The organism is Mesorhizobium sp. LEGMi-168a (assembly GCF_058312955.1).
On record NZ_JBZEGV010000012.1, the window covers coordinates 154,319 to 177,576 of the forward strand.

The 23,258-nt window shown below is 63.8% G+C and carries 25 protein-coding genes, 1 tRNA gene and 1 pseudogene; 16 read left to right on the top strand and 11 right to left on the bottom strand.

Going from position 1 to position 23,258, the window contains the following annotated elements:
* Nucleotides 1-6 precede the first annotated feature (6 nt).
* The 3 genes from nthB (at nt 7) to AC4FWB_RS17825 (ending at nt 2,278) form a co-directional block, all read left to right on the top strand.
* Nucleotides 7-666 carry a nitrile hydratase subunit beta gene (nthB, locus tag AC4FWB_RS17815; RefSeq protein WP_491027581.1) on the top strand — a complete coding sequence of 220 codons (660 nt, stop codon included), beginning with the start codon at nt 7-9 and terminating at the stop codon, nt 664-666.
* Nucleotides 635-1,003, top strand: a complete 369-nt coding sequence (locus tag AC4FWB_RS17820) for a nitrile hydratase accessory protein (protein WP_491027582.1) — start codon at nt 635-637, stop codon at nt 1,001-1,003. Before nthB ends, AC4FWB_RS17820 begins: the two co-directional genes overlap by 32 nt.
* A 147-nt stretch (nt 1,004-1,150) precedes the next feature.
* Nucleotides 1,151-2,278: an ATP-dependent DNA helicase gene (locus AC4FWB_RS17825; RefSeq protein WP_491027583.1), complete on the top strand. Its 1,128-nt coding sequence runs from the start codon at nt 1,151-1,153 to the stop codon at nt 2,276-2,278.
* A 9-nt stretch (nt 2,279-2,287) separates the two neighbouring features.
* Here AC4FWB_RS17825 and AC4FWB_RS17830 read toward each other — a convergent pair whose 3' ends face one another.
* The gene (locus AC4FWB_RS17830; protein ID WP_491027584.1) at nt 2,288-2,683 is read right to left on the bottom strand and encodes a SpoIIAA family protein; all 396 of its coding nucleotides are present in this window, start codon (nt 2,681-2,683) and stop codon (nt 2,288-2,290) included.
* 279 nt (nt 2,684-2,962) lie between these two features.
* Between AC4FWB_RS17830 and AC4FWB_RS17835 the strand changes: the two genes are divergently transcribed.
* From AC4FWB_RS17835 to AC4FWB_RS17845, 3 genes are all read left to right on the top strand, one after another.
* Nucleotides 2,963-3,703: a pyridoxine 5'-phosphate synthase gene (locus AC4FWB_RS17835; RefSeq protein ID WP_491027585.1), complete on the top strand. Its 741-nt coding sequence runs from the start codon at nt 2,963-2,965 to the stop codon at nt 3,701-3,703.
* A 102-nt stretch (nt 3,704-3,805) separates the two neighbouring features.
* Nucleotides 3,806-5,725 carry a potassium transporter Kup gene (locus AC4FWB_RS17840; RefSeq protein ID WP_491027586.1) on the top strand — a complete coding sequence of 640 codons (1,920 nt, stop codon included), beginning with the start codon at nt 3,806-3,808 and terminating at the stop codon, nt 5,723-5,725.
* Nucleotides 5,726-5,766: 41 nt separating this feature from the next.
* Nucleotides 5,767-6,807: an SDR family oxidoreductase gene (locus AC4FWB_RS17845; RefSeq protein ID WP_491027587.1), complete on the top strand. Its 1,041-nt coding sequence runs from the start codon at nt 5,767-5,769 to the stop codon at nt 6,805-6,807.
* 36 nt (nt 6,808-6,843) lie between these two features.
* Here the strand turns inward: AC4FWB_RS17845 and AC4FWB_RS17850 are convergent, their stop codons facing one another.
* Nucleotides 6,844-7,737, bottom strand: a complete 894-nt coding sequence (locus AC4FWB_RS17850) for an SDR family oxidoreductase (RefSeq protein ID WP_491027588.1) — start codon at nt 7,735-7,737, stop codon at nt 6,844-6,846.
* 168 nt (nt 7,738-7,905) lie between these two features.
* Here AC4FWB_RS17850 and AC4FWB_RS17855 point away from each other — a divergent pair, with 168 nt between their 5' ends.
* Both AC4FWB_RS17855 and AC4FWB_RS17860 read left to right on the top strand, forming a co-directional pair.
* Complete coding sequence (locus AC4FWB_RS17855) at nt 7,906-8,316, top strand: winged helix-turn-helix transcriptional regulator (protein ID WP_491027589.1); 411 nt, start codon at nt 7,906-7,908, stop codon at nt 8,314-8,316.
* A 91-nt stretch (nt 8,317-8,407) separates the two neighbouring features.
* Nucleotides 8,408-9,636: pseudogene (locus AC4FWB_RS17860) on the top strand (FAD-dependent oxidoreductase).
* On the opposite strand, the gene AC4FWB_RS17865 reads toward AC4FWB_RS17860, so the two are convergent.
* Together AC4FWB_RS17865 and AC4FWB_RS17870 are read right to left on the bottom strand one after the other, a co-directional pair.
* Nucleotides 9,590-10,309, bottom strand: a complete 720-nt coding sequence (locus AC4FWB_RS17865) for a glutathione S-transferase family protein (protein ID WP_491027590.1) — start codon at nt 10,307-10,309, stop codon at nt 9,590-9,592. The pseudogene AC4FWB_RS17860 and the gene AC4FWB_RS17865 overlap by 47 nt on opposite strands.
* Before the next feature lies 1 nt (nt 10,310).
* The gene (locus AC4FWB_RS17870; protein WP_491027591.1) at nt 10,311-10,616 is read right to left on the bottom strand and encodes a Rieske (2Fe-2S) protein; all 306 of its coding nucleotides are present in this window, start codon (nt 10,614-10,616) and stop codon (nt 10,311-10,313) included.
* Between the two features lie 96 nt (nt 10,617-10,712).
* Between AC4FWB_RS17870 and AC4FWB_RS17875 the strand changes: the two genes are divergently transcribed.
* Nucleotides 10,713-11,168, top strand: a complete 456-nt coding sequence (locus AC4FWB_RS17875) for a MarR family winged helix-turn-helix transcriptional regulator (RefSeq protein ID WP_491027592.1) — start codon at nt 10,713-10,715, stop codon at nt 11,166-11,168.
* A gap of 17 nt (nt 11,169-11,185) precedes the next feature.
* On the opposite strand, the gene AC4FWB_RS17880 is transcribed toward AC4FWB_RS17875, so the two are convergent.
* Entirely contained in the window at nt 11,186-11,617 is a 432-nt protein-coding gene (locus AC4FWB_RS17880) for an anthrone oxygenase family protein (protein WP_491027608.1), read from the bottom strand.
* 120 nt (nt 11,618-11,737) lie between these two features.
* Here AC4FWB_RS17880 and AC4FWB_RS17885 point away from each other — a divergent pair, with 120 nt between their 5' ends.
* Together AC4FWB_RS17885 and ilvC are read left to right on the top strand one after the other, a co-directional pair.
* A complete protein-coding gene (locus AC4FWB_RS17885; RefSeq protein ID WP_491027593.1) occupies nt 11,738-12,406 on the top strand; it encodes a TetR/AcrR family transcriptional regulator in 669 nt (222 codons plus the stop codon).
* Between the two features lie 25 nt (nt 12,407-12,431).
* Nucleotides 12,432-13,451, top strand: coding sequence for a ketol-acid reductoisomerase (gene ilvC, locus AC4FWB_RS17890; protein WP_491027594.1), 1,020 nt, complete (start codon nt 12,432-12,434; stop codon nt 13,449-13,451).
* 157 nt (nt 13,452-13,608) lie between these two features.
* Here the strand turns inward: ilvC and AC4FWB_RS17895 are convergent, their stop codons facing one another.
* Entirely contained in the window at nt 13,609-13,893 is a 285-nt protein-coding gene (locus AC4FWB_RS17895) for a PilZ domain-containing protein (protein ID WP_491027595.1), read from the bottom strand.
* A gap of 167 nt (nt 13,894-14,060) precedes the next feature.
* A complete protein-coding gene (locus AC4FWB_RS17900; RefSeq protein ID WP_491027596.1) occupies nt 14,061-14,663 on the bottom strand; it encodes a BA14K family protein in 603 nt (200 codons plus the stop codon).
* 165 nt (nt 14,664-14,828) lie between these two features.
* Between AC4FWB_RS17900 and AC4FWB_RS17905 the strand changes: the two genes are divergently transcribed.
* Together AC4FWB_RS17905 and AC4FWB_RS17910 are read left to right on the top strand one after the other, a co-directional pair.
* The gene (locus tag AC4FWB_RS17905) at nt 14,829-15,941 is read left to right on the top strand and encodes an endonuclease/exonuclease/phosphatase family protein (protein ID WP_491027597.1); all 1,113 of its coding nucleotides are present in this window, start codon (nt 14,829-14,831) and stop codon (nt 15,939-15,941) included.
* 4 nt (nt 15,942-15,945) lie between these two features.
* On the top strand, nt 15,946-16,671 hold the full coding sequence (locus AC4FWB_RS17910) for a hypothetical protein (RefSeq protein ID WP_491027598.1): 726 nt from the start codon (nt 15,946-15,948) through the stop codon (nt 16,669-16,671).
* An 86-nt stretch (nt 16,672-16,757) separates the two neighbouring features.
* Here the strand turns inward: AC4FWB_RS17910 and AC4FWB_RS17915 are convergent, their stop codons facing one another.
* Nucleotides 16,758-17,855 (bottom strand): 1-aminocyclopropane-1-carboxylate deaminase, encoded by a 1,098-nt coding sequence (locus AC4FWB_RS17915; RefSeq protein ID WP_491027599.1) that lies wholly within the window; start codon nt 17,853-17,855, stop codon nt 16,758-16,760.
* Nucleotides 17,856-18,003: 148 nt separating this feature from the next.
* On the opposite strand from AC4FWB_RS17915, the gene AC4FWB_RS17920 reads away from it, so the two are divergent.
* Nucleotides 18,004-18,480, top strand: coding sequence for an Lrp/AsnC family transcriptional regulator (locus AC4FWB_RS17920; protein ID WP_126099519.1), 477 nt, complete (start codon nt 18,004-18,006; stop codon nt 18,478-18,480).
* Between the two features lie 41 nt (nt 18,481-18,521).
* On the opposite strand, the gene AC4FWB_RS17925 is transcribed toward AC4FWB_RS17920, so the two are convergent.
* The 3 genes from AC4FWB_RS17925 to AC4FWB_RS17935 are packed head-to-tail and all read right to left on the bottom strand — an operon-like array spanning nt 18,522 to nt 21,731.
* Nucleotides 18,522-19,739 (bottom strand): ABC transporter permease, encoded by a 1,218-nt coding sequence (locus AC4FWB_RS17925; protein WP_491027600.1) that lies wholly within the window; start codon nt 19,737-19,739, stop codon nt 18,522-18,524.
* Nucleotides 19,736-20,440 carry an ABC transporter ATP-binding protein gene (locus AC4FWB_RS17930; RefSeq protein WP_491027601.1) on the bottom strand — a complete coding sequence of 235 codons (705 nt, stop codon included), beginning with the start codon at nt 20,438-20,440 and terminating at the stop codon, nt 19,736-19,738. The genes AC4FWB_RS17925 and AC4FWB_RS17930 overlap by 4 nt, the downstream gene beginning before the upstream one ends.
* Nucleotides 20,441-20,444: 4 nt before the next feature.
* The gene (locus AC4FWB_RS17935; protein WP_491027602.1) at nt 20,445-21,731 is read right to left on the bottom strand and encodes an efflux RND transporter periplasmic adaptor subunit; all 1,287 of its coding nucleotides are present in this window, start codon (nt 21,729-21,731) and stop codon (nt 20,445-20,447) included.
* A gap of 134 nt (nt 21,732-21,865) precedes the next feature.
* Here AC4FWB_RS17935 and AC4FWB_RS17940 point away from each other — a divergent pair, with 134 nt between their 5' ends.
* Together AC4FWB_RS17940 and AC4FWB_RS17945 are read left to right on the top strand one after the other, a co-directional pair.
* Nucleotides 21,866-22,768 (top strand): PhzF family phenazine biosynthesis protein, encoded by a 903-nt coding sequence (locus tag AC4FWB_RS17940; protein ID WP_491027603.1) that lies wholly within the window; start codon nt 21,866-21,868, stop codon nt 22,766-22,768.
* 171 nt (nt 22,769-22,939) lie between these two features.
* Nucleotides 22,940-23,015, top strand: a tRNA-Lys gene (locus tag AC4FWB_RS17945).
* The last annotated feature ends 243 nt before the right edge of the window (nt 23,016-23,258 follow it).

Here is a 23,258-nt window from a genome sequence, read left to right on the forward strand (position 1 = left end):
ACCTCAATGAACGGGCCGCAGGATCTCGGTGGGCAGATGGGTTTCGGGCCGGTCGCGCCCGAAAAGGACGAGCCCTATTTCCACGCCGAATGGGAGAAGCGCGCGCTCGGCGTGACGCTTACCGCCGGCGCCATGGGCGCCTGGAACATCGACGAGAGCCGGCATGCGCGGGAGTCCCTGCATCCGGCCGATTACTACGCGTCCAGCTACTACCAGATCTGGATCAAGGCGCTGGAGACGCTTCTGAAGCGCCATGGCTTCATCACGCAGAGCGACCTCGCGGCCGGCAAGGCGGTCGATCCGGCGGCGACACCCAAGCGCGTGCTGAAGGCGGCGGACGTGCCGGCGGTGCTCGCCAAGGGCGGGCCGTGCGATCGGCCGGTCGTCTTGCCGGCGCGCTTCCGGGCGGGCGATCGCGTGCGGACGAAGAATTTCAATCCGACCGGCCACACGCGCCTGCCGCGCTATGCGCGCGGCAAGAAGGGGACGATAGAGGCCGTGCGCGACGGCTTCGTCTTCCCCGACAGCAACGCACATGGCAAGGGCGAGAACCCGCAATGGGTCTACACCGTGGCTTTCGACGGGCCGGAGATCTGGGGCGAGGGCGCCGACCCGACGCTTGTTGTCTCGATCGATGCCTGGGAGAGCTATCTTGAACCGGCCTGAGCCCAGACTGCCGGATGGGTTCGACGATCCGGTGTTCGCCGAACCATGGCAGGCGGAAGCCTTCGCCATGACGGTGGCGCTGCACGACAAGGGCCTGTTTTCGTGGAGCGAATGGGCGCACGCCCTGTCCGCCGAGGTGAAGAAGCCGGATGCCGCGAGCGACGGTCACGACTATTACGAGCATTGGCTAGCAGCACTGGAAAAGCTGCTTTCGCGAAAGGGCGTTGCCGGCAAGGGCGAGGTGGATGCGCTGGCGGCCGCCTGGGAGCGTGCCGCACATGCGACCCCGCATGGCAAGCCGATCCTGCTGGAGAACGATCCAGGACCTGGCAGATAGCCTGGACACAAACAGGGTTGTTCCCTTTACGTTCTTGTTTGCGCCTGATAGCGTGCAAGCCCAGTAGCAAATGAGATTGTCACCGGCGACGCCAGCGATGGGACGGCCAATCTTGTATTTCCCTCGCGAATCCGGTCTGTCGCGCTGATGGAATTCTCTCCTCAACAGGACGAGGCTTTGAAGGCTGTCGGCCGCTGGCTCAAGGACGGCCGGCCGCAGGTCTTTCGCCTGTTCGGCTATGCCGGCACCGGCAAGACGACATTGGCGCGCTATTTCGCCGAGCATGTCGACGGGCAAGTGCAGTTCGCCGCCTTCACCGGCAAGGCAGCCCAGGTGCTGCGCTCCAAGGGTGCGGTCAACGCCCGCACCATCCACTCGCTGATCTACAGGCCGAGGGGCGAAGAGTCGGTGGCGGACGAAGTGACCGGCAAGACCTCGATTTCGCCGACCTTCGCGCTCAACCGGCAAAGCCCAATCGCGCGCGCCAAGCTGGTCGTCATCGACGAATGCTCGATGGTCGACGAGCAGCTCGGCCGCGACCTGATGAGTTTTGGGACGCCGATCCTTGTCTTGGGCGACCCGGCGCAGTTGCCGCCGATTTCGGGCGGTGGCTTCTTCACCGAGCACGAGCCGGACGTGCTGCTGACGGAAATCCACAGGCAGGCGCGCGACAACCCGATCATCCGGCTGGCGCTCGACGTGCGCGAAGGCCGCGAGTTCATGCATGGCGATTACGGTACGGCGCAGGTGATCGGCAGGGATGGCGTCAACCAGGAGCTGGTGCTGAAGGCGGACCAAGTGCTGGTAGGCACCAATCGCACGCGGCGGCGCTATAACCAGCGGCTGCGCGAGCTGAAGGGTTTCAATGCCGATTTTCCGCAGGCCGGCGACAAGCTGGTTTGCCTTCGCAACGATCCGGCCAAGGGGCTGCTCAATGGTTCGCTGTGGAAGGTGATGACGTCGTCGCGCGAGACGGTGAAGCCCGGTATCAACCTGCTGGTCTCGCCGGAAGAGGACGATCCCGACCGCGGCGTCGCCAAGATCAAGCTGCTCAAGGCGGCGTTCGAGGATCCGGACGCCGAGATTCCCTGGCAGCAGAAGAAGCGTTTCGACGATTTCGACTATGGCTACGCGCTGACGGTGCACAAGGCGCAGGGCTCGCAGTGGAACGACGTTGTGCTGTTCGACGAGAGCTGGGCGTTCAAGGAGACGCGGCAGCGCTGGCTCTACACTGCCATCACCCGCGCGGCCGAGCGGCTGACGATCGTGCGATAACGCGGCTCCTCACACCGGCCTGGCGCCGAGCCATTGCCACGCCGACCGCTCGTCGTCGCTGTCGAAGCGCCTGAATTCGAAAGGCAAGGCCTTCGGAAAGAAGCCTCCAACATAAGACGCCCAGCGCGGCTCGCCGACGACCGCGCACCGGACGACATGTTCCAGCGCGTCGACCACACCTTGTCGGAGCGTCTTTTCCGAGATGTTGGTCCAATCCACGCTTTCCTCGTCGGTCAGCCGCACCAGCACATCGACCCTTGGATGCAGCGCATAGGCCGCTTCGAGCAGGCCGAACAGGTTTTCCGCGTCCGCTGGCGAAACATCTCCAACGACGTCGATGGCAAAAAGCGCGTCGCGGTTGGTGTCGAGGCGCCGTATCGCCGGCACGGCTTCGAGGAATTTCAACGGCAAATCCTTGCGTTAGAACAATTCCAGGAAAAGTGTGAAGCGCTTTTCCGTCCGGAATTGCGTTAAAACAGAGAGCTTCGGCCACCATCTCGCCCTCTGGAACACCGGAAACCCTCTATCTGTTCCCTGCAAAGGCGCTATAGATGCCCGCCAACGCCAGAGCGGGTCAGCCTTTGACAGAACCGTTGAGCCGCTCCGGATATTTGTCATTGCGCAATTCCGGACGGAAAGCCGCTACGCACTTTTCCTGGAATTGCTCCAACTGGACGCTGGATCATGCCTGCAAAGCTTTCGGTCAACCTCAACGCCGTCGCCATGCTGCGCAACCGCCGCGACCTGCCGTGGCCGAGCGTCACCGGGCTCGGCCGCATCGCGCTTGCCGCCGGCGCGCATGGACTGACTGTGCATCCGCGCCCCGACGAGCGGCACACCAGGCATTCCGACCTGCCGGAGATCAGGGCGCTGATCGACGACGAGTTTCCGGCCGCGGAATTCAACATCGAAGGCTATCCGAACGAGGATTTCCTGGCGCTTGTCGAGAAGAACCAGCCGGAGCAGGTGACGCTGGTGCCCGATGACCCGGCCCAGGCGACATCGGACCATGGCTGGAACTTCGTCGCCCAGGCGGCGTTCCTGACGCCGATCGTCAAGCGGCTGAAGAAGGGCGGTTTTCGCGTGTCGCTGTTTTCCGACGCCGATCCGGCCGGCGTGAATGCCGCGCACGATACCGGCGCCGACCGGATCGAGCTCTATACCGGCCCGTATGGCAGCTGCCATTCCGATTCCGCCAAGGCGGCGAAGCTATTGGAAAAACTGGGAAAAACCGCGGATGCGGCAATCGCGGCGGGGCTCCAGGTCAACGCCGGCCACGATCTGACCGTGAACAACCTGCCGGCGCTCACCAAGCGTATCCCGGCATTGGCCGAAGTATCGATCGGACATGGGTTGACAGCCGATGCGCTGGAGTATGGCATGGCCGGCACGGTGGGACGGTTCTTGAAGGCCTGTGGATGGTAGCCCGGGAGCTGCGCGTGACGGGCATGGGAGCCATCACGTTGGGGCACTTGATATTGCATCGCAGCAAGCGTAGAGCACCGCGCGTTTATCGGAGTGTCGTTTATGGCCCTTACCAACAGTGGTAGTGAGGCAGAACCCGTCGATCAATCGAGCCATTCTGAAGTAGAGCAGCACAGCACCAAGGTGCTGATGCTTGGCGCGCTCGGCGTGGTCTACGGCGATATCGGGACGAGCCCCATCTATGCGTTGCGCGAGGCCTTGCACGCTTCGTCCGGAGGCGACGTCGCTACTCGTGCCGATATTCTCGGCGTGCTGTCGCTGATCATCTGGTCGCTGACCATTACCGTCACGATAAAATACATCATGTTCGTGCTGCGCGCCGACAACCGCGGCGAGGGTGGGGTGCTGTCGCTGATGGCGCTGGCGCGCGGCAGCTTCCCGACGCGGTCGGCGGTGATTCTCGGCATCGGCATCGTTGGGGCGTCGCTGTTCTTCGGCGATGCCGTCATCACGCCGGCCATTTCGGTGCTTTCGGCGGTCGAGGGCATGAACGTCGTCACGCCTGCCTTCCAGCCCTATGTTGTGCCGCTGACGCTGGTCATTCTGGCCGTGCTGTTCGCGGTGCAACGCTTCGGGACGGGCGGCGTCGGATTGGTGTTCGGCCCGGTGACGGCGGCGTGGTTCCTGGCCATCGGCCTATCCGGCCTCAACCACATCATCGACGATCCGGAAATCCTGTGGGCAATCAGCCCGCACTATATCGTCGCCTTCCTGATCAATTCGCCTGACGTCTCCTTCGTGACCATCGGCGCCGTCTTCCTGGCCGTCACCGGCGCCGAGGCGCTCTATGCCGATCTCGGCCATTTCGGCCGCAAGCCCATCGTGCTCGCATGGCTGGCCATCGTGTTTCCCTGCCTGCTGCTGAACTATGCCGGGCAAGGGGCCTTCATCCTCGCGAACAAAGGTGTGGTCGGCCATCCGTTCTTCGAAATGAACGAGGGCTGGACGCTGATACCAATGGTCGTGCTCGCGACCGCAGCGACCGTCATTGCCAGCCAGGCGGTGATTTCCGGCGCCTATTCGCTGACCAGGCAGGCGGTGCAGCTCAACATGCTGCCGCGCCTGGAAATCCTCCACACGTCGGAGAAACAATCCGGCCAAATATTCATGCCGCGCGTCAATCTGCTGCTGGCGCTGGTGGTGATGCTTCTGGTGGTCGGCTTCGGCGAATCCAGCAGGCTGGCCTCGGCCTATGGCATTTCGGTCACCGGCAACATGCTGGTGACGACCACGCTGCTGTTCGTAGTCATGACGCGGATTTGGAAATGGCAGCTCGGCGTTGCCGCGGCGCTGACGGCGCTGTTCGCGCTCATCGACATCGGCTTTTTCGCTGCCAACATCGTCAAGGTGTTCGAAGGCGGCTGGTCCTCGCTGGCGGTGGCCTTCACCATCATCATGGCCATGTGGACCTGGGTGCGCGGCAGCCGCTATCTGTTCGACAAGACCCGCCGCAACGAGATCCCGCTCGACTTCCTGGCGGCGAACCTTCTCAAGAAAAAGCCGCAGCTTGTGTCCGGCACCGCCGTGTTCCTGACCAGCGATCCGCTGAGCGCGCCGACCGCGCTGATGCACAGTCTCAAGCACTACAAGGTGCTGCATGAACAGAACGTCATCCTGTCGGTGGTGACCGCGCCGCAGCCGCTGGTGCCGGACAGCGAGCGGGTGAAGATGGAGACCGTCAACGACCTGTTCATGCGGGTGACGCTGACCTTCGGCTATATGGAGCAGCCGAACATCCCGCGCGCTCTGGCGATCTGCCGCAAGCAGGGCTGGAAGTTCGACATCATGACGACGTCCTTCTTCCTGTCGAGGCGCTCGCTGAAGGCCTCGCCCAATTCCGGCATGCCAATTTGGCAGGACAGGCTGTTCATCGGCCTTGCGAAAACGGCGGCGGATGCGACTGAATATTTCCAGATCCCGACCGGACGTGTGGTAGAAATCGGGACGCAGGTGGCGATCTGACGAGCTCATACGCCTTGACCTGAGCAGTTGCGGAGGCGGGTATGAGCGGCGAATTGGTGCTTGTCACCGGCGGGTCCGGCTTCCTCGGCGCCCACTGCATCCTCGCGCTTCTGAACGCGGGCTACCGGGTACGCACGACCGTCCGCTCAGCCAGACGCGAAGCCGATGTGCTCGCCATGCTGAAGGCCGGCGGCGCCGGGCCGGGCGATGCGCTTTCATTCGCCCATGCCGATCTCATGGCCGACGCGGGCTGGCCGGAAGCGGTCGCCGGATGCCGGTACGTCCTCCATGTCGCTTCGCCTTTTCCGCCCGGCGTGCCCAAGCACGAAGACGAGCTGATCGTTCCAGCGCGCGAAGGCGCGTTGCGCGTGTTGAGGGCCGCGCGCGATGCGGGGGTGAAACGAGTGGTTCTCACCTCGTCCTTTGCCGCCATTGGCTATGGACAGACGCCGGTTGCCGGCCATCCTTTCACGGAAGAGAACTGGACCAACCTGGCGGCCAAGGTGAGCGCCTATGTGAAGTCGAAAACGCTGGCGGAGCGGGCTGCGTGGGACTTCATCGGCCGCGAAGGCGGAGCGTTGGAACTGGCGGTCGTCAATCCGGTCGGGATCTTTGGGCCGGTCCTGGGGCCGGATCATTCGACCTCGACCGACTTCATCAGGCGTCTGCTGGACGGCGAGATGCCGGGTCTGCCGCGCATGGTGTTCGGCGTGGTCGACGTGCGGGACGTGGCGGATTTGCATCTGCGGGCGATGACCAATCCCGCTGCCAAGGGGCAACGGTTCCTGGCCATCAGCGGCGACTTCATGACGATGCTGGAGATCGCGCGGACGCTGAAAGTGCGATTGGGCGACAAGGCGTCGCGCATTACGACGCGAGTGCTGCCGGACTGGCTGGTGAAGATCGTCGGATTGTTCGACGGGCAGGCGGCTCAGATCGTGACCGAACTGGGCAAGGCCAGGAGCGCAACCGGGGCCAAGGCTGTGCGCATGCTCGGCTGGGCGCCGCGGTCGCGCGAAGACGCGCTCGTTGCGACCGGCGAGACCCTGATCCGGCTCGGGCTGCTCAAAAGGTTGAGATAGCGCGCCCTGGACGAGACGTCCAAGGCGCGCCCGGTTTCAGCCGACGAGGGCGGCCTTGTTTGCTTCCAGGAACTGCTTCAGCGTTTGCGGCTTCCGCCGCGAAAGCGTCTCCACCGCGTCGGTCACCATGGCGATGCGGCCCGAGCGCGTGTTGGCGTCAAAAGAGACGATGATGCGCGCGAAATCTTCGGGAACGCCGGCCGCTTTCACACCTTCGGTCAGTGCCTCGTCCGGCACCTGGATAACTTCGAGCGGCTTGCCGGTGACTTCGGTCACCAAAGCGGCAATTTCGTTCGTCGTGTAGGCCTGCGGACCGGTCAGGGTGTAGATATGGCTTTCCTTCGAGCCGGAAGCGAGGCTCGCAGCAATGGCCGCCGCCATGTCGTCGCGCGCGCCGTGCGCGACGCGGCCATCAGCGGCTGAAGTGTACCATTTGCCCGATGAAATGGCGTGCGGCAGCGCCATGAACAGGTTCTCCTGATACCAGCCATTGCGGAAGATAGTGTAGGGGATACCGCTCGCCTTGATCGCCTCTTCGGTGCCGTAGTGATCGCCGGCAAACAGCACCGGCGAGACGGGCTCGGGATTTGGCATCGAGGTGTAGAGCAGGTGCGAGACGCCGGCCGTCTTGGCCGCGGCCACTGCCGCCAGATGTTGCTTCAAGCGCCTGTCGCTCTTGAGGTCGAGCTCGCCGGTCGAGATGATCAGCACCCGGTCGGCGCCCGCGAATGCGTTCTCCAGCGATGCCTGGTCGTCGAAATCCGCCGCCCGGACGGTGACGCCACGGGCCGCCACGTCGGCGAGGCCTTCGGGTTTGCGCGTGGTGGCGATGATGCGGGCCGGCGCAATCCTTTGCGCTTCCAGCAGGTGGTTGATGACGGCGCGGCCAAGCTGGCCGGAAGCGCCGGTGACAAGAAGGGTTTCGGTCATCGGGAGGTCCTAATTTTGCGCCGAAGGGCGGGTGCAGTTGGCGGTCTCAAAAAGAGACCAGCGCTAAAATAGGAATTGACCCCAAGCCGTAAAGAAGGCAGTTTTTCGGGAGGTAGGCACAGCCAGGGAACCACCGGCCGGCCGCCGCTTCGATCAACGGACGTCGTCATGGACAGCAAGATCTTCAATCTCAAATCCAAGCTGGAGGTCTATAAGGCCATGTCGGGCGGCGGCAATTTCGCCGACTGCCCGGTTCGCGACGTGATTCAGGGCATCAACGGCAAATGGAGTTCGCTGCTGGTGATGGCTCTCGCCGAGAAGCCGTACCGGTTCGGGGAGTTGCGCCGCCTGGTACCCGATATCTCGCAACGCATGCTGACGCAGACACTCTACGATCTACAGCGCGACGGTTATGTGCATCGCGAAGTGTTTCCGACCAAGCCGCCGAGCGTCGAGTACAGTCTCACCGACCTTGGGCGCTCGATGTTCGCGCCCTTGCAGCAGCTGGTCCAGTGGGCCGAGCTCAATCATGATGCCGTCCGTGAGGCCCGCGCGGTCTTCGACGCCGCGCAGGGCTGAACGCACCCTTCGTCGCAAAAAGCGTCAAAGCGCCAGCTTGATCCGATGCCGCCCATGAGGGATTGTCCCTCGCCGGTTCGGGTTGGGGGCAATGAGCAAGTCTTATGAGATAGCGATAGCCGGCGCCGGGCCGGCCGGACTGGCCGCGGCGCTTTATCTCAGGCGGGCAGGGCATAAGGTCACCATCTTCGAGCGCTTCGACGAGCCGAAGCCTGTCGGTTCGGGTCTGATGCTGCAGCCGACCGGGCTGACGGTGCTCGCCGATCTCGGCCTGCTCGACGAGATCCTTTCTCTTGGAAGCCGCATCGAGCGGCTGCACGGCACCGATGCGAAGAGTGGCGAACGGTGCTCGACGTTCGCTACGACGCGCGGTGCGGCCGCCGTTTCGGCCTTGCAGTGCACCGCGCGGCGCTGTTCGGCGTGCTCTACCGCGCTGCCAGGCGCGCGGAAATTCCCATCGAAACCAGTCTCGAGATCGAGACGCTGGAGACGGGCGAGCGTGCGAGGCCGGTCTGTGCCGATGGAAAGCGGCTGGGGCCTTTCGATCTGGTCGTCGATGCCAGCGGCGCGCGCTCCAGGCTGCGGCAATGCCTTGGCGACGTGGCTGTGCCGCGCCCACTCACTTATGGCGCCTTCTGGGCGTCCCTCGGCTGGCGTGACGGCTTTGACGAAAGGGCGCTGCTGCAGCGCTACGATAAGGCAAGCATCATGCTCGGCGTGCTGCCGATCGGCCGGCCGGAACCTGGCGCGGAAGGCATGGCCGCGTTCTTCTGGAGCCTGAAGCCCGCCGACGTCGAACAAGTGCGGGCAGAGGGCCTCGACGCCTGGAAGGAGAGGGTGGTTTCCGTTTGGCCGGAATGCGAGGCGTTCACCAACCAGATCGACAGTTTCGAGCAGCTTTCGCTCGCCCGCTACGGCCACCACACGATGACGCTGCCGGCGGGCCGACGGCTGGCGGTGATCGGCGACGCCGCGCATTCGACCAGCCCGCAGCTCGGGCAAGGCGCCAATATGGCGCTGCTTGACGCGGCGGCACTTGGTCAGGCGCTCACGCGATCCGGCAGCATCGACGACGCGTTGGAGACCTACGCAAGGGCGCGCCGCTGGCATGTGCGGATTTTCCAGGCGCTGTCGTTGTCGTTGACGCCCTTCTACCAGTCGGACTCCCTCGCCTTGCCGTTCATCCGCGACCGATTGGTGGCGATAGCGGCGAGGATTCCGCCTGGACCGCAAATCCTCGCCACGATGGTCGCCGGAACGGTGGTCGATCCGTTCAGGCCGATCGGGCTTGCGGAGTTGCAATGGCCTGTAGCCGGATGATCTCCGAAAGATAAGATCCCTTTGCCCGCAGGAAGGCGTGCAGCCGCCGCGGATAGTCGGCGCCGACCGCTTCCCTGACCGATTGCCGTTTGCTCAGGGTCTCTCGCCAAGCCTGGAGCAGAGGTCTTTCATCGAAAATGCCGAAATCGCAGATGCGATCGAACGTATCGAAATAGCGGAAGATCGGTCCGTAGACGGCATCGACCAGCGAGAAGTGATCGCCGGCGAACCATGGACCGCTTTGCCTGGCAGCAAGTTCCGCCTCCACGCGCGCAAACATTTCGGACAGAGCCTTGCTTTCCTTAAGGAGGCCAGCCTCGTCAGCAGCTGAATAGAAGCGGCCGATGGCGTTGAGGATGGCCGAGCCGAATTCGATCCAGGCGCGATGCCTTGCCCGCATGAGCGGATCTGCCGGATGCAACGGATCGGCCTCCGTCTCCTCGAGGAATTCCAGGATGACGGCGGATTCGAAAATGACTTCTTCGCCGCCACCATGCCGGACGCGGAGCAGCGGCACCTTGCCGAGCGGCGAGATCGCCTTGAACCAGTCCGGTTTGTTCGAAAGGTCGACATTGACCCGCTCGAACGGCACGCCTTTCTCGGCAAGCGAGATCGCCGCGCGCTGGACGTAGGGGCAAAGGTGATGGCTGACGAGGGTGAGCTTGGCGGTCATCTCACTCTCCCCAGACATAGTTCAGCGCGCCGTTTTCGACGCGGGTCGACAGGAACATCAGGTGCGAACCTTTTGGCGCCGGGCCTTCGAGGCGCTCGCCGCTTACCATGTCGAAGCGGGCGCCGTGCCACTGGCAGACAAGTGTGCCGTCCTTGCAATCGAGCGGCCCGCCGAAATGCAGGCAGGCATTGGCCGCGGCGCGGATACGCTCGCCGCTGCGCCAGACATGGACCTCGCGGCCGAAGAAAGGGGCGATCAGGCTGCCGGTCTCAGGGATGTCGGCCACTTTGCAGATTTCATGTTTCATCGGAGAATTCCTTATCGATGCAACTGCATCTATATGGACGCATTTGCATCGATCGTCAATCTTGATGCAATTGCATCTATCGAATAGAGTCCGCCTATGACGAAAAAATCTCCTTCGCCCGAAGCAGTCAAAACCTGGGGCCGGCTGATGCGCGTGTCGCGCCAGCTGTTCGAAAAGGCCGAGGACGCCCTGAAAGCCGGCGACCTGCCGCCGCTCGCCTGGTACGACGTGCTGCACGAGCTTGCCGAAGCAGGCGAGGGCGGATTGCGGCCTTTCGAGCTGATCGATCGGGTGCTGCTGGCGCAGTACAACGTCTCGCGGCTGCTGGCGCGGCTCGAGGCGGAAGGGCTGGTGGAAAAGCTGCCCGTCTCGGACGATGGCCGCGGCCAGACCGTGCGCATCACGCCAAGCGGCCGGGAGACGCGCCGCCGCTTATGGGCAGTCTACGGAAAAGCCATATCGGAGCTGATGGGCGACAAGCTTTCGCCCGAGGAGCTGGAGATGCTGGCCGGTCTGCTCGGGCGGCTGCGCGATCCGCCAAGCACGGACTGAAACCGCGGCCGGCGCTTTCAGGGCAGATGCGAGGCCCAAAGAAACGCGATCATCGCCAACGCGCCAAGCGCGACACGGACCAGATGCATTTTGCCCCATTTGACGATCATAGGTCTTGCCTGCGGATTGTCGGCCTCGACCTGCATCGCTTCCAGCAATCGGTTGGTCGGCATCATCACAAGCAGCGTCCACGGCCACGGCAGGATGATCGCCACTGCGCCGACCAGATAGCCGGACACGCCCGTCTGCCACCAGGCAATCAGACCGAGAATACAGGCGACCAAGGCAATCGAGGCCTGCATGGCGGCGCCGCGCTTGTAGGAGGGTTGCCACTCCCGCAGCAGCGCCTTGTCGTCCAAGGCAAGCCGCGCCGGTTGCTCCGCGACGCTGACATAGACAGCGGCGCCAGTGAAGGCGGCTGCAACAGCCAAGGCAAGCAGGCCGGCCAGTATCTTGTTCCTCCGGTGGGACGTGGAAAATAGCGCTTGCATGGATTCGGACAATACTGCATAGAAGCCGAACCGTAACGTACGGTACGCTCTAACTGGTGAGCGTGAGCCGAGGGAAACGTGTTGCACAGCGTGCCGGACATCGATGTCAGCGAGGCGCTCACCGAGCGGCAGCAGGCCGTTCTGGACGCCGCGCTTCGCCAGCTGGTCGAGGAGGGCGACAACCTGACCATGACCGCGGTGGCGCGGCGGGCAAGCTGTTCCAAGGAAACGCTTTACAAATGGTTCGGCGACCGCGACGGTCTGCTGACCGCGACGGTGCAGTGGCAGGCCTCGAAAGTGCGCGTGGCGCAGGTTGACCGCAAGGGGTTCGACCTCGCTTCGCTGACGGCGAGCCTCGAACGCTTCGCTTCCGACTGGCTGCGAGTGATCTCCAGCGATACGTCCATCGCGCTGAACCGCGTCGCGGTCGGCCATGCCGGTTCCGGCAAGGACGATCTTGGCGCTATTGTGCTTGAGAACGGCCGCTTCGCGCTGGCCAGGCGTCTGAAGCCGGTGCTGGAAGCAGGACGGCAGGCCGGGCTGCTCGACTTCGACGACGCCGAGACGGCGTTCCGGACGTTTTTCGGGCTGGTCGCTCGCGACGTGCAGATCCGGCTTCTGCTCGGCGATCGGCTGCAATTGACTGAGGCGGCAATCGGCGGCGACGCCGCCCGCGCGACGCAGCAGTTTCTCGCTCTCTACGGGTCAAAGACCGGGGGAGCAAACAACCGGCCGCAAGGCCTCTGATCTTCAAAACGGGAAGGAAGACGAAATGCGTGTCTATTACGATCGTGACGCCGATCTCAATCTGATCAAGGGCAAGAAGGTCGCCATCATCGGCTATGGCAGCCAGGGCCGGGCGCATGCGCTCAATCTCAAGGATTCGGGCGTCAAGGAGATCGCCATCGGTCTGAAAGCCGGCTCGGCCACCGCCAAGAAGGTCGAGGCCGACGGGCTCAAGGTGATGAGCGTGGCGGATGCCGCCAAATGGGCCGACCTGATGATGATGGCGACGCCCGACGAATTGCAGGCCGACATCTACAAGAACGAGATCGCGCCGAACATCCGCGACGGCGCGGCGATCGCCTTCGCGCACGGCCTCAACGTGCATTTCGGCCTGATCGAGCCGAAGGCTTCGGTCGACGTCGTCATGATCGCGCCGAAAGGCCCCGGCCATACGGTGCGCGGCGAATACCAGAAGGGCGGCGGCGTGCCGTGCCTGGTCGCCGTCAACCAGGACGCCTCGGGCAACGCGCTCGACCTCGCGCTCTCCTACGCTTGCGGTGTCGGCGGCGGCCGTTCCGGCATCATCGAGACCAACTTCCGCGAGGAATGCGAGACCGACCTGTTCGGCGAGCAGGTGGTGCTATGCGGCGGCCTGGTCGAACTGATCCGCGCCGGTTTCGAGACGCTGGTGGAAGCCGGCTACGCGCCGGAAATGGCCTATTTCGAGTGCCTGCACGAGGTCAAGCTGATCGTCGACCTGATCTACGAGGGCGGCATCGCCAACATGAACTACTCGATCTCGAACACCGCTGAATGGGGCGAATATGTCTCGGGTCCGCGCATCATCACCGCCGACACCAAGGCCGAGATGAAGCGCATCCTGAACGACATCCAGACCGGCAAGTTCACCTCGGAATGGATGCAGGAGTACCGCGCCGGCCTGTCGCGTTTCAAAGGCATCCGCCGTATGAACGACAGCCACCAGATCGAGGAAGTCGGCGCCAAGCTGCGCGCGATGATGCCGTGGATCGCCAAGAACAAGCTGGTCGACAAGGCGAAGAATTAAGGCGATCCACGTTCTTTGCCTTGCGCGTCCTCGGGCTCCGCCCTGCGGTCGCGCGGGGTGATCGCCAAGAAACAAGCTGGTCGATAAGGCCGAGAACCAAGGCTTGACCTTAGCTGGAATAACGAGCCGGCGGAGCGATCCGCCGGCTTTTTCACGCTCACCCATAGTGCCAATGCGGCTTAGGCTCGGTGCCGTTGAACTCGACACCAATGCGGTCTTCACGGCGCCAGCGGACGACCGCCTTGTAGCCGATGCCGTCGGTCGGCACGTAGAGCAGGAACTCGTCGGGCACGCGCGCCTCGATCGGCACCTTCAGTTCGGCGCCATCCGGATGCATGTTGCGCACCGTGCATTTGACCTCGGAATTGTTGATGCCGGTCAGGATCGCCGCGCCCTTCAGCACGCGCTGCCTGTGCTTGTCTCTCAACTCGTTCTCAGCCATGGCGGGCACGTCCTAGCGGATCGCAACAGGCGATCGTCATTTGGGGAGCACCGCATTACGAATAGACGCCTCTGCTAAATTTAGGGTTATTGTCCGCAGGCGATCTCTTTTGCCCAACAAGAAACGGCGCCGCGATGGGCGCCGTTTCATCTTTCTGCCGACGGGGCTCAGATATAGGGCGAAATGCACTGCCGGCGCGGGCCGTAATTGGGCTGGAACGTGTTATCCCAGGCGCGATAGGACCGATAGCGGTCGTAGCACCACTGGACATGGGCCCTGGGAAGACGCTCCGTCCGGTAGATGCGCCGCGGCTGGTAGTAGCGCGGGTACGGATCATAATAGTAGGGATCGTAGTAGTTGCTATAGGCTAGGCTGCCCAGGCCGAGGCCAAGGCCCAGCCCCAGAAGGGCCGCGTCCCCGTTGTCGAAATGCCGATGATGGTGATGATGCCGCCACCGCCAATCGCCATTCCAATCGCCGCCATCCCAGTTGCGGGAGAAATGACGGCCGCGCCAGTCACCACCGCGCCATCTGAAGTCGCGGCCGCGCCAGTCGCCGCCGCGCCGCCAGCGCCAGTCATACATCTGCGGGCTGTAGTTGTTGCCGCCGGCCCACTCGTCGCGGATGGGGATGATCTTGGGTGCCGCCGTGCTGGTCGCGGTCGACAGATCGGGTTGCAGGATCGGACCGGCGATCGACGGCGCCGTCAGACCCGCCATAAGGCCCAGGGCCACCAGCCCGGAGCCGAGGGAAGACAAGAGCGGTTTCATTTCACTCTCCAAGGAGCAAAGGCCCCACGCCCAGAACACCCGGGAATGGGCCTATTGATGGAACTTTTCGTCTGAACGGAGGATGAACAGAAAGGTTCCGTCAACCATGACGAGCATCCGCCTGGCTCTTGTGTTCGCTGTCGCTTGCGGGCAAAGGTCTCGGCCATGTCGCTGCGCCTCGCCACCTTCAACGTCGAGAACCTGATGAACAGGTTCGACTTCTCCGGCTATCGCAACCAGCTCAACGAGGACCGTACGCTGGCGCTGTTCGATATCCAGAGCGAGGCTGAGTACAGGCTGCTCGAACAGGCGCGCACCATCGCCCAGTCCGACGACACCCGCCAGCTTACCGCGCTCGCCATAGCGGCAACCCGCGCGGACATCATCTGCATGCAGGAGGTCGACAATATCGAGGCGCTGAAGGCCTTCGAATATGGCTACCTCTTCAAGATGATCGGACAGGGCTACCGGCAGAAATACACTACCGCCGGCAACGACTCCCGCGGCATCGACGTCGCCGTGATGATGCGCAGCGAGACGGCCCAAGGGCAGCCTATCGAGTTCGTGCGCATGACCAGCCACGCCTACGTCACCTTCGAGCAGTTCGGCCTGTTCACGCAGGAGCTTGCAGCATTTGGACATCTGGCCAACGACCGCATCTTCCGGCGCGACTGCCTTGAAATCGATGTGACGGTTGGGGGCGTGCCGCTGACGCTCTATCTGGTGCACTTCAAGTCGATGGGCTCGCCGCGCAACGGGCTCGATGGCCGCGAGGCGACGATGCCGCTGCGCATCGCCGAGGCGCAGGCCGTGCGCCGCATCATCGAGGAGCGTTTCGGCAAGGACCATGCCGCCGACAAGCGCTGGGCGATCTGCGGCGACATGAACGACTACCGGCAGCGCGTGAAGATCGAAGGCGACAGCTTCGACGGCTATCGCTTCGAGGTGGTCGACGAAGCCCAGTCCGCGATCAATGTTCTGACCGCCGGCGGTTTCTGCGAGAATGTCGTCGAGCGGCGGCCGGAGATGGACCGTTGGAGTTTCTATCACACACGCGGGCCGGAGGAGCGGCATCTGTGCCAACTCGACTATATCTTGCTGTCGAAAGCGCTCGCCGCGAAGAATGCAACGGCGGTTCCGGAGATCATCCGCAACGGCCAGCCCTGGCGCACCATCTTTCCGTCCGGCCAGGAGGTCGAACGTTTCCCGCGCGCCGGCTGGGACAGGCCGAAGGCCTCCGACCATTGCCCGGTGGTGATCACCCTGGACATGGCCTGAGCCCGTGAGTTTCGACCTGCCGCGCAACGTCATTTTGCCGGTCGACGACGTCGACGTGCGGCTCGACCCAAGCCTTCATCCTTTCGAACGCGACAACCAGGCAGCGATCACTGAGAACTGGCGGCGCGAAATGGAGGCGAAGCCGGCGCTCTATGACGGCACGGTGGTGCTGCTTTCGGCGCTCGCCTATCGCGACAGCCGGCTCGTCGGCCGCTGCCATGCCGTGAAGTACTCGACCTTCATGCTCTGGCGCAAAAACCAAGAGCTGAGCGGCGCCGAACATGCCTATGCGCATGCCGTGCTGGTCGCCGGCGACAATGCGCTGGTGGCGATCCGCATGGGCTCGCACACGGTCAATGCCGGCCGCGTCTATTTCGCCGCCGGCTCCTTCGAGCCGATCGATTTCCGCGACGGCCTCGTCGATGTCGATTTCAACATGATCCGCGAGGTGGGCGAGGAGACCGGCATCGACCTGTCGGCGGCCCGGCGCGGCCTGCGCTACTACGCGCTGTCGACGGCGAGCGGCACGGTGATCTTCCGCCGCTACCGGGTGGCCGAGCCGGCCGACGAGATCGCGCGGCGTATCGGTGCCTTCGTTGCTTCCGAGGCCGAACCGGAAATCGAAGGTCCGGTCATCATCCGCCATGCCGCCGATCTGCCGGAGGGCCTGATGGGTCACATGAAGCCGCTCATCGAATGGCATTTTGCCGGCAGTGACGAGCACCTCTGATCCTTGATGTCACCTTGCGAGCAAGCGTAACGTCTTCCGCGACCCGGCAACCCGTCACTTTGGCAGCCACCTGGACGGAAGCCGGATCATGGAAAGATTGGCAGTAGTGTATCCTCAGGCGCGCGTTCCCGGGTGCCGGGCTCGCTCATGAGCTTAGTTGCCGGGCGATCGTCCTTGTAATAGTAGCTGTAGCCGTTGATGGCCGGCGCGCCACCGAGATGCGCGTAGAGAATTCTCGAACCTTCGGGGAAGAAGCCTTTCCTGGTCAAATCGATCAGGCCCTGCATCGACTTTCCCTCGTAGACCGGATCGGTAATCATGGCCTCCGTGCGGGCTGCCAGCCGGATCGCGTCGTTCGTGGCCTCCGATGGAACGCCATAGGCCGGATAGGCGTAGTCGGGGTTGATCACGATTTCGTCCTCGCGTACGGCGCGGCCCAGCCCGACGAGGGCGGCGGTGCCGTCGACAATGCGGCGGACCTGGGCGCGGGTCTGAGCAAGTGTGCCGGAGGCGTCGATGCCGATCACCCGGTCGGCGCGGTCTTGCGCGGCGAAGCCGACGATCATGCCGCCCTGCGTCGACCCGGTCACGACGCACACGATGATATAGTCGAAGGTGAAGCCGAGCTCGGCCTCCTGCCTGGCGACCTCCTCTGCGAAGCCGACATAGCCCAACCCGCCGTACTTGTGCACCGAGGCGCCGGCGGGGATCGGATAGGGCTTGCCGCCCGCGTCCTTCACCGACTGGATCGCGTCCTCCCAGCTCTTGCGGATGCCGATGTCGAAGCCGTCGTCGACAAGCCGGCTGTCAGCGCCCATCAGGCGGGTCAGCAGGATGTTTCCGACCCGGTCGTAGACCGCATCATAGTGGGGCACCCATTTCTCCTGGATCACCACGCACTTCATGCCGATCTTGGCTGCCGTCGCGGCGACCAGGCGGGTGTGGTTCGACTGGACGCCGCCGATCGACACCAGCGTGTCGGCGCCGGTGCGAAGAGCGTCAGGCACGATGTATTCGAGCTTTCGCAGCTTGTTCCCGCCCATGGCGAGACCGGAATTGCAATCGTCACGCTTTGCGTAGATCTGCACCTTGTCGCCCAGCGCTGCGCTCAGCCGGGGCAGATGCTCGATCGGCGTCGGGCCGAAGGTCAGCGGATAGCGTTCAAACTTGTCGAGAAGTGACATCGATCTGCCTCCGCCGTGGTCGTTTTTCGATAGACAGATGATAGACGAATAAGGGCGAAAGGTGCTCTCGAAGGTTCTCCAGGATTTTTCCACTTTCATAAGAAAACGCGCTAGGATTGGCTCTAATCGTCCATCTGGAACCACAGAAGTGGAAGAATCTTCCGAACCAGCCTTCGACCGCATTGACATCAAGATCCTGCGGGCCCTTCAGTCCGAGGGACGGCTGACCAATGCGGAACTGGCGGCGCGCGTGAATGTCAGCGCCGCCACATGCCATAGGCGCACACAACGCCTGTTTGAAGAGGGCCACATCACCGGGGTCAGGGCGGAGATCGCGCCCGCCGCCGTAGCGCTTGGCGCGCTGGTGATGGTCGGCGTCGTGCTCGACCGTTCGACACCGGAAAGCTTCGCCGCTTTCGAGGAGGCCGTGCTCAAACTCAAGGAGGTCCTTGATTGCAACCTCGTGGCCGGCGACTTCGACTATCTCTTGAAGATAAGGGTGCGGGACATGGCGGATTTCAACAAGCTGCATGGGCAGAAGCTGATCGCGCTGCCGGGCGTCCGGCAAACCCGGACCTTCTTCGTCATGAAGGAGGTCAAGGAGAATGCGCGGCTTCCGTTTTGACAGTTCCTGCAGGCCAGAGGCGCGGCAAAAGCCGCGTGGGCCTACTCGTGTCGTAGCGCGTCTATCGGATCGAGCCTTGCGCCGCGCAGCGCCGGGAAGAAGCCGAACACCATGCCGATCAGCGCAGAGAAGCCGACGGCGAGCAGGATGACGGCCGGGCTCGGCGCAAAAGGTATCGTCAGCGTCACCGAAGCGAGACCGGCAAGCGCCAGGCCGATCAGGATACCGATAATGCCGCCGAACAGCGACAGAACCGTTGCCTCGACCAGGAACTGGATGAGGATGTGCTTCTCATGCGCGCCGATCGCCAGCCTGATACCGATCTCGCGCGTGCGTTCGGTGACCGACACCAGCATGATGTTCATGATGCCGATGCCGCCGACCAGAAGGCTGACGCCGGCGACGGCGCCGAGCATTCCGGTCATGGTCGTAGTGGCGCTGGCCATGGCGTCGGCGATCTGGGTCATGTCGCGGATCGAAAAATCGGGATCGCGGTCCGGCGTGATGCGGCGTGTGTCGCGCAGGATGTCCTCGACGCGCGGCTGCAGTTCGGTGGTCGGCGTCCGATCGTCGGCGGCGATATAGATGTTGTCGATGTCGCGATTGCCGGCGATGCGCCGCTGGTAGGCGGCTAAAGGCATCAGCACGACATTGTCCTGGTCCTGGCCGAAGCCGGTGTAGCCCTTCGGCTCCAAAAGGCCGATGATCCTGCAGGAGGTGCGGTTGACGCGGATGGTCTCGCCCTCCGGATCGCCGGCGCCAAAGAACTGCTGGCGCACCGTCTCGCCGATCAGGCACACGCCGGCGCCGGCGCGCGTCTCGGAATCGCTGAACGGGCGGCCGGAAACCAGCTTCCAGTCGCGCGCGTCGAGATAGGCGCTGTCGGTGCCGGTGACGCCGGACGTCAGGCTCTCTGTGCCGAAGATGACGCGCACCTGCTTTTGCGAGGCCGGCGCGATGGCGCGGGCGCCGCTGAGATGGGCGACAAGCGCTTCAACATCCTTGGCGGCCAGCGGTCGGGTGACCTGGTCCAGACCGCCCGGTCCGCCGGGCCCGGCAGGGCGGCCGGAGCGGACCACGAGAAGATTGCTGCCGAGCTTCGAGATGTCGGCCTTAACCTTCTCGGTGGTGCCCGAGCCGATGGTGAGCATGGCGATGACGGCGGCAACGCCGATGACGATGCCGAGCAACGTCAGGAACGAGCGCAGCACGTTCCTGCGGATGGAAATCAGCGAAAGGCGGACGGTCTCCCAGATCATGCGGCCTCGGCTTTCGCGGTGTCGGAGGCGACATGGCCGTCGAGGAAGCGCACGGTGCGCTCGGCATAGTCCGCGACGTCGGCTTCGTGCGTGACCATGACGATGGTGAGTCCGAGCTCGGCGTTCAGCCTGGTCAGCAATTCCATGATCTCGTGGGTGCGCGCGGTGTCCAGATTGCCGGTCGGCTCGTCGGCGACGAGCAGCGTCGGCTTGGTGACGATGGCGCGCGCGATTGCAACGCGCTGCTGCTGGCCGCCCGAGAGCTCGGCAGGCGTATGATGCTCGCGCCCGACCAGCCCGACCTCAGCCAGCGCCCGCATGGCGAGTTCGCGGCGCTCGCGGGCGGGAACGCCGCGATAGATGAGAGGCAGCTCGACATTTTCCGCCGCCGTGGTGCGGGGCAGGAGATTGTAGCCCTGGAAGACGAAGCCGACATAGAGGTTGCGCAGCAGGGCGCGGCGGTTGCGGTCGAGCCGGCCGGCATCGACGCCCTCGAATCTGTAGGTCCCCGCCGTCGGCGTGTCGAGGCAGCCAATGATGTTCATGGCGGTGGACTTGCCCGAGCCGGACGGACCCATGATGGCGACGAATTCGCCTTTTCGAATGGCGAGGTCGACGCCGGCGAGAGCATGCACGCGCGCCTCGCCCTCGCCATAGCTCTTCCAGACTTGGTCGAAAGTAATGAGCAGGGGAGCCGACATGGCGTCAGCTCCGCTGCTGCGAGCCTGTGACGACCTCGGCGCCTTGCTCGAGGCCGGACGTGATCTCGGTCAACTCGCCGTCGGTCGAGCCGATCCTGACGTTGACCGGATGTGGCCGCCCGTTCTTCAGCACATAGAGCGTGCGCGAGCCGTCGGTCGGCGCCTTCGTCGCCTCACGCTGCCAGTTGGGACGGCCCATGCGGCCGGTGAACAGGTCGCGCAGGCTCCAGCCGCGGGCCGTCGGTTGAGCCGGGCGGTAGCGGAAGGCAGTGGCCGGCACGGTGAGCACGTCCTTGGCCTGCCTGGTCACCACCGCGACCGTGGCGGTCATGCCGGGCCTGAGCAGAAGCTCGCTGTTGTCCACTTCCAGCCGTGCATTGTAGGTGACGACGCCGTCGGTGGTGACCGAAGCGTAGGAGATGTCGCGGATCTCGGCATCGAACGGACGGTCCGGGAATGCATCGACGGTGAAGCGGGCATGCTGGCCGGGTTTGACCTGGCCGATATCGGCCTCGTCGACCGCCGCCTGCAGTTCCATGTTCCGCAAGTCGGCGGCGATGACGAACAGCACCGGCGCCTGCAGCGAAGAGGCGACCGTCTGTCCAGGATCGACCGAGCGCGTGAGCACGATGCCGTCGATCGGCGCATAGATCGTGCTCTTGGCAAGATCGGTCTGTTGCGCCTTGAGATCGGCCTGAGCGATGGCGAGATTGGCCTCAGCGCTGTCGAGCGAAGCCTTGGAGCGGTCGCGCGTCGCGGTCGCTGCCTCGAGCGACTGATCCGTCGCCATGCCGCGCTTGGTGAGCGCGCTCGCGCGGACAACGGCGTTCTCGTTTTCCTGCAACGTGACCTTGGCGTCCTCGACGCTAGCTGCGGCCGCCTTGGCCGAGGCGGCGGCGCGCTCGATCTGGACCTCGAGCTTGGCGGTGTCGAGCGTCGCAAGCACGTCGCCCTTCTTCACCTGCTGGTTCTCGTTGACCGCGACGGAGCGGACGATGCCGGAAAGCTCACTGGAGATGTCGACCTGCGTCAGCGGCTGCAGCGTGCCGGTCGCCGACACCTGGACGGTCAAGTCGGCGACCATCGCCGGAGCGGTCGTGTATTCGATCCGGGGCGGCGCGGCGGCGTTCCACCGGTAGACGCCAAACGCGGTCGCCACGACGGTCAGCGCCAGCAGCGCGTAGAGCCAGCCGCGACGGCGCCTGCGGCTCACGCCCTTGCGGTCGAGCCCAAGGGCGGCCTCGATGGAAGTGTCGGATTCTGCGTTTGGCGGATTGACAACCTGGTCCACCCCGGACCCCTATAGCGGAAAATTGATGTCCCTATCCGTGCACAAATCAGGCCTTTAGGTTCGAATTTCAAATTAAATTTCCCTCATGTTGGGATTGAGGCAGAAAATTCGGGGCGAGGCAGAAGGTTTTCTCGATGGCGCGTAGCTACTTGCTTTACGATGTGTTTACCACCGAGCGGCTGGCCGGGAATCCGGTCGCCGTCGTGCTCGACAGCCAAGGGCTGGACACGGCCGCCATGCAGGCGATCGCGCGCGAGTTCAATCTGTCCGAGTCGGTTTTCGTGCTGCCGCCCGAGAATCCCAAGCACCGCAATCGGATTCGCATCTTCACGCCCGACTATGAGATGCCGTTCGCCGGACATCCGACGGTAGGCTCGGCGATCGCGCTTGCGGAGCTTGGCGGCGAGGCGGCGGGCATCTTCGTGCTGGAGGAGAATATCGGCCCGGTGCGCTGCGCGGTCGGCACGCATGACGGCGCCATCTTTGCCGAATTCGACCTGGCGAAACTGCCAGAGCGGCTGGAACTCGCCGCCGATCCGGAAATGATCGGCGCGGCGCTAGGGCTTGCTCCGCACGAGCTCGGCTTCGAGAATCACCGCGTCTCCTTCTGGTCGGCCGGCGTGCCCTACGTCGCCATCCCGGTCGCCGGCCTCGAAGCGGCGGCGAAGGTCAGGCTGGACAACCAGGCCTGGTCGGAACTCGCTCCGCGCAAGAGCGAATGGGCCTTTGCCAGCCCCTATGTCTATTGCCGCGAGACGGTGCATCACGACAGCGCCTTCCATGTCCGCATGATCGTGCCCGGCAATCCTTCTTACGAGGATCCGGCGACCGGTTCGGCGGCGGCGGCCTTTGCCGGCGCCATCATGCATTTCGATGGCCCAACGGACGGAATCACGCAGCTTTGGATCGAACAGGGGCTGGAAATGGGCCGACCGTCGAGCATCCGGCTCGAGCTCAATGTCGACGGCGGAAAACTGGCCTCCGCGCGCATCGGCGGCCATGCGATCAAGGTCGCTGAAGGCAAGCTTTTTGTCTGACGGGTGCGGCAATTTGGTCCTTTTTTGAGCGAGCATGATCTTTTCCGAAAACCGGAATCCACTTTTCGGGATCATGCTCGACCGATTTGTCGGGAAATGATCCGGGCGGGGCTGGACATAGCCGAAACCGGCGGCTATATGCGCCGCCGACGCTGGGTTTTCCGGCGGTGTGGGTGTGTAGCTCAGTTGGTAGAGCAGCTGACTCTTAATCAGCGGGTCCACAGTTCGATCCTGTGCACACCCACCAAATTTTCTCTTAAATTCAATGGATAGTCCCGCCGCTCAACGCGATCGGCGACTTGAGCAGCGTTGGTATACGGGGCCGTCAGCGGGCTGCCCCTGAGTGGGCAACCCGCTATTTCGTTGTGCGCCCGGCATGGGCATCGACTAGGAGGTGAAAGTCCTCTCGTGAGCTGGTCACAGCGAGCGAAGCGAACCGCAGAGCGTCGGACCGCGAGGCCGGCGTGAAGGAAGCGGGGAGCGAAGCTGC

Bases quoted from the DNA above. Each gene is read 5' to 3' on its own strand.
- nthB (WP_491027581.1), top strand. From the start codon at position 7: ATGAACGGGCCGCAGGATCTCGGTGGGCAGATGGGTTTCGGGCCGGTC.
- AC4FWB_RS17820 (WP_491027582.1), top strand. From the start codon at position 635: ATGCCTGGGAGAGCTATCTTGAACCGGCCTGAGCCCAGACTGCCGGAT.
- AC4FWB_RS17825 (WP_491027583.1), top strand. From the start codon at position 1,151: ATGGAATTCTCTCCTCAACAGGACGAGGCTTTGAAGGCTGTCGGCCGC.
- AC4FWB_RS17835 (WP_491027585.1), top strand. From the start codon at position 2,963: ATGCCTGCAAAGCTTTCGGTCAACCTCAACGCCGTCGCCATGCTGCGC.
- AC4FWB_RS17840 (WP_491027586.1), top strand. From the start codon at position 3,806: ATGGCCCTTACCAACAGTGGTAGTGAGGCAGAACCCGTCGATCAATCG.
- AC4FWB_RS17845 (WP_491027587.1), top strand. From the start codon at position 5,767: ATGAGCGGCGAATTGGTGCTTGTCACCGGCGGGTCCGGCTTCCTCGGC.
- AC4FWB_RS17850 (WP_491027588.1), bottom strand. From the start codon at position 7,737: ATGACCGAAACCCTTCTTGTCACCGGCGCTTCCGGCCAGCTTGGCCGC.
- AC4FWB_RS17855 (WP_491027589.1), top strand. From the start codon at position 7,906: ATGGACAGCAAGATCTTCAATCTCAAATCCAAGCTGGAGGTCTATAAG.
- AC4FWB_RS17865 (WP_491027590.1), bottom strand. From the start codon at position 10,309: ATGACCGCCAAGCTCACCCTCGTCAGCCATCACCTTTGCCCCTACGTC.
- AC4FWB_RS17870 (WP_491027591.1), bottom strand. From the start codon at position 10,616: ATGAAACATGAAATCTGCAAAGTGGCCGACATCCCTGAGACCGGCAGC.
- AC4FWB_RS17875 (WP_491027592.1), top strand. From the start codon at position 10,713: ATGACGAAAAAATCTCCTTCGCCCGAAGCAGTCAAAACCTGGGGCCGG.
- ilvC (WP_491027594.1), top strand. From the start codon at position 12,432: ATGCGTGTCTATTACGATCGTGACGCCGATCTCAATCTGATCAAGGGC.
- AC4FWB_RS17895 (WP_491027595.1), bottom strand. From the start codon at position 13,893: ATGGCTGAGAACGAGTTGAGAGACAAGCACAGGCAGCGCGTGCTGAAG.
- AC4FWB_RS17900 (WP_491027596.1), bottom strand. From the start codon at position 14,663: ATGAAACCGCTCTTGTCTTCCCTCGGCTCCGGGCTGGTGGCCCTGGGC.
- AC4FWB_RS17905 (WP_491027597.1), top strand. From the start codon at position 14,829: ATGTCGCTGCGCCTCGCCACCTTCAACGTCGAGAACCTGATGAACAGG.
- AC4FWB_RS17915 (WP_491027599.1), bottom strand. From the start codon at position 17,855: ATGTCACTTCTCGACAAGTTTGAACGCTATCCGCTGACCTTCGGCCCG.
- AC4FWB_RS17925 (WP_491027600.1), bottom strand. From the start codon at position 19,739: ATGATCTGGGAGACCGTCCGCCTTTCGCTGATTTCCATCCGCAGGAAC.
- AC4FWB_RS17930 (WP_491027601.1), bottom strand. From the start codon at position 20,440: ATGTCGGCTCCCCTGCTCATTACTTTCGACCAAGTCTGGAAGAGCTAT.
- AC4FWB_RS17940 (WP_491027603.1), top strand. From the start codon at position 21,866: ATGGCGCGTAGCTACTTGCTTTACGATGTGTTTACCACCGAGCGGCTG.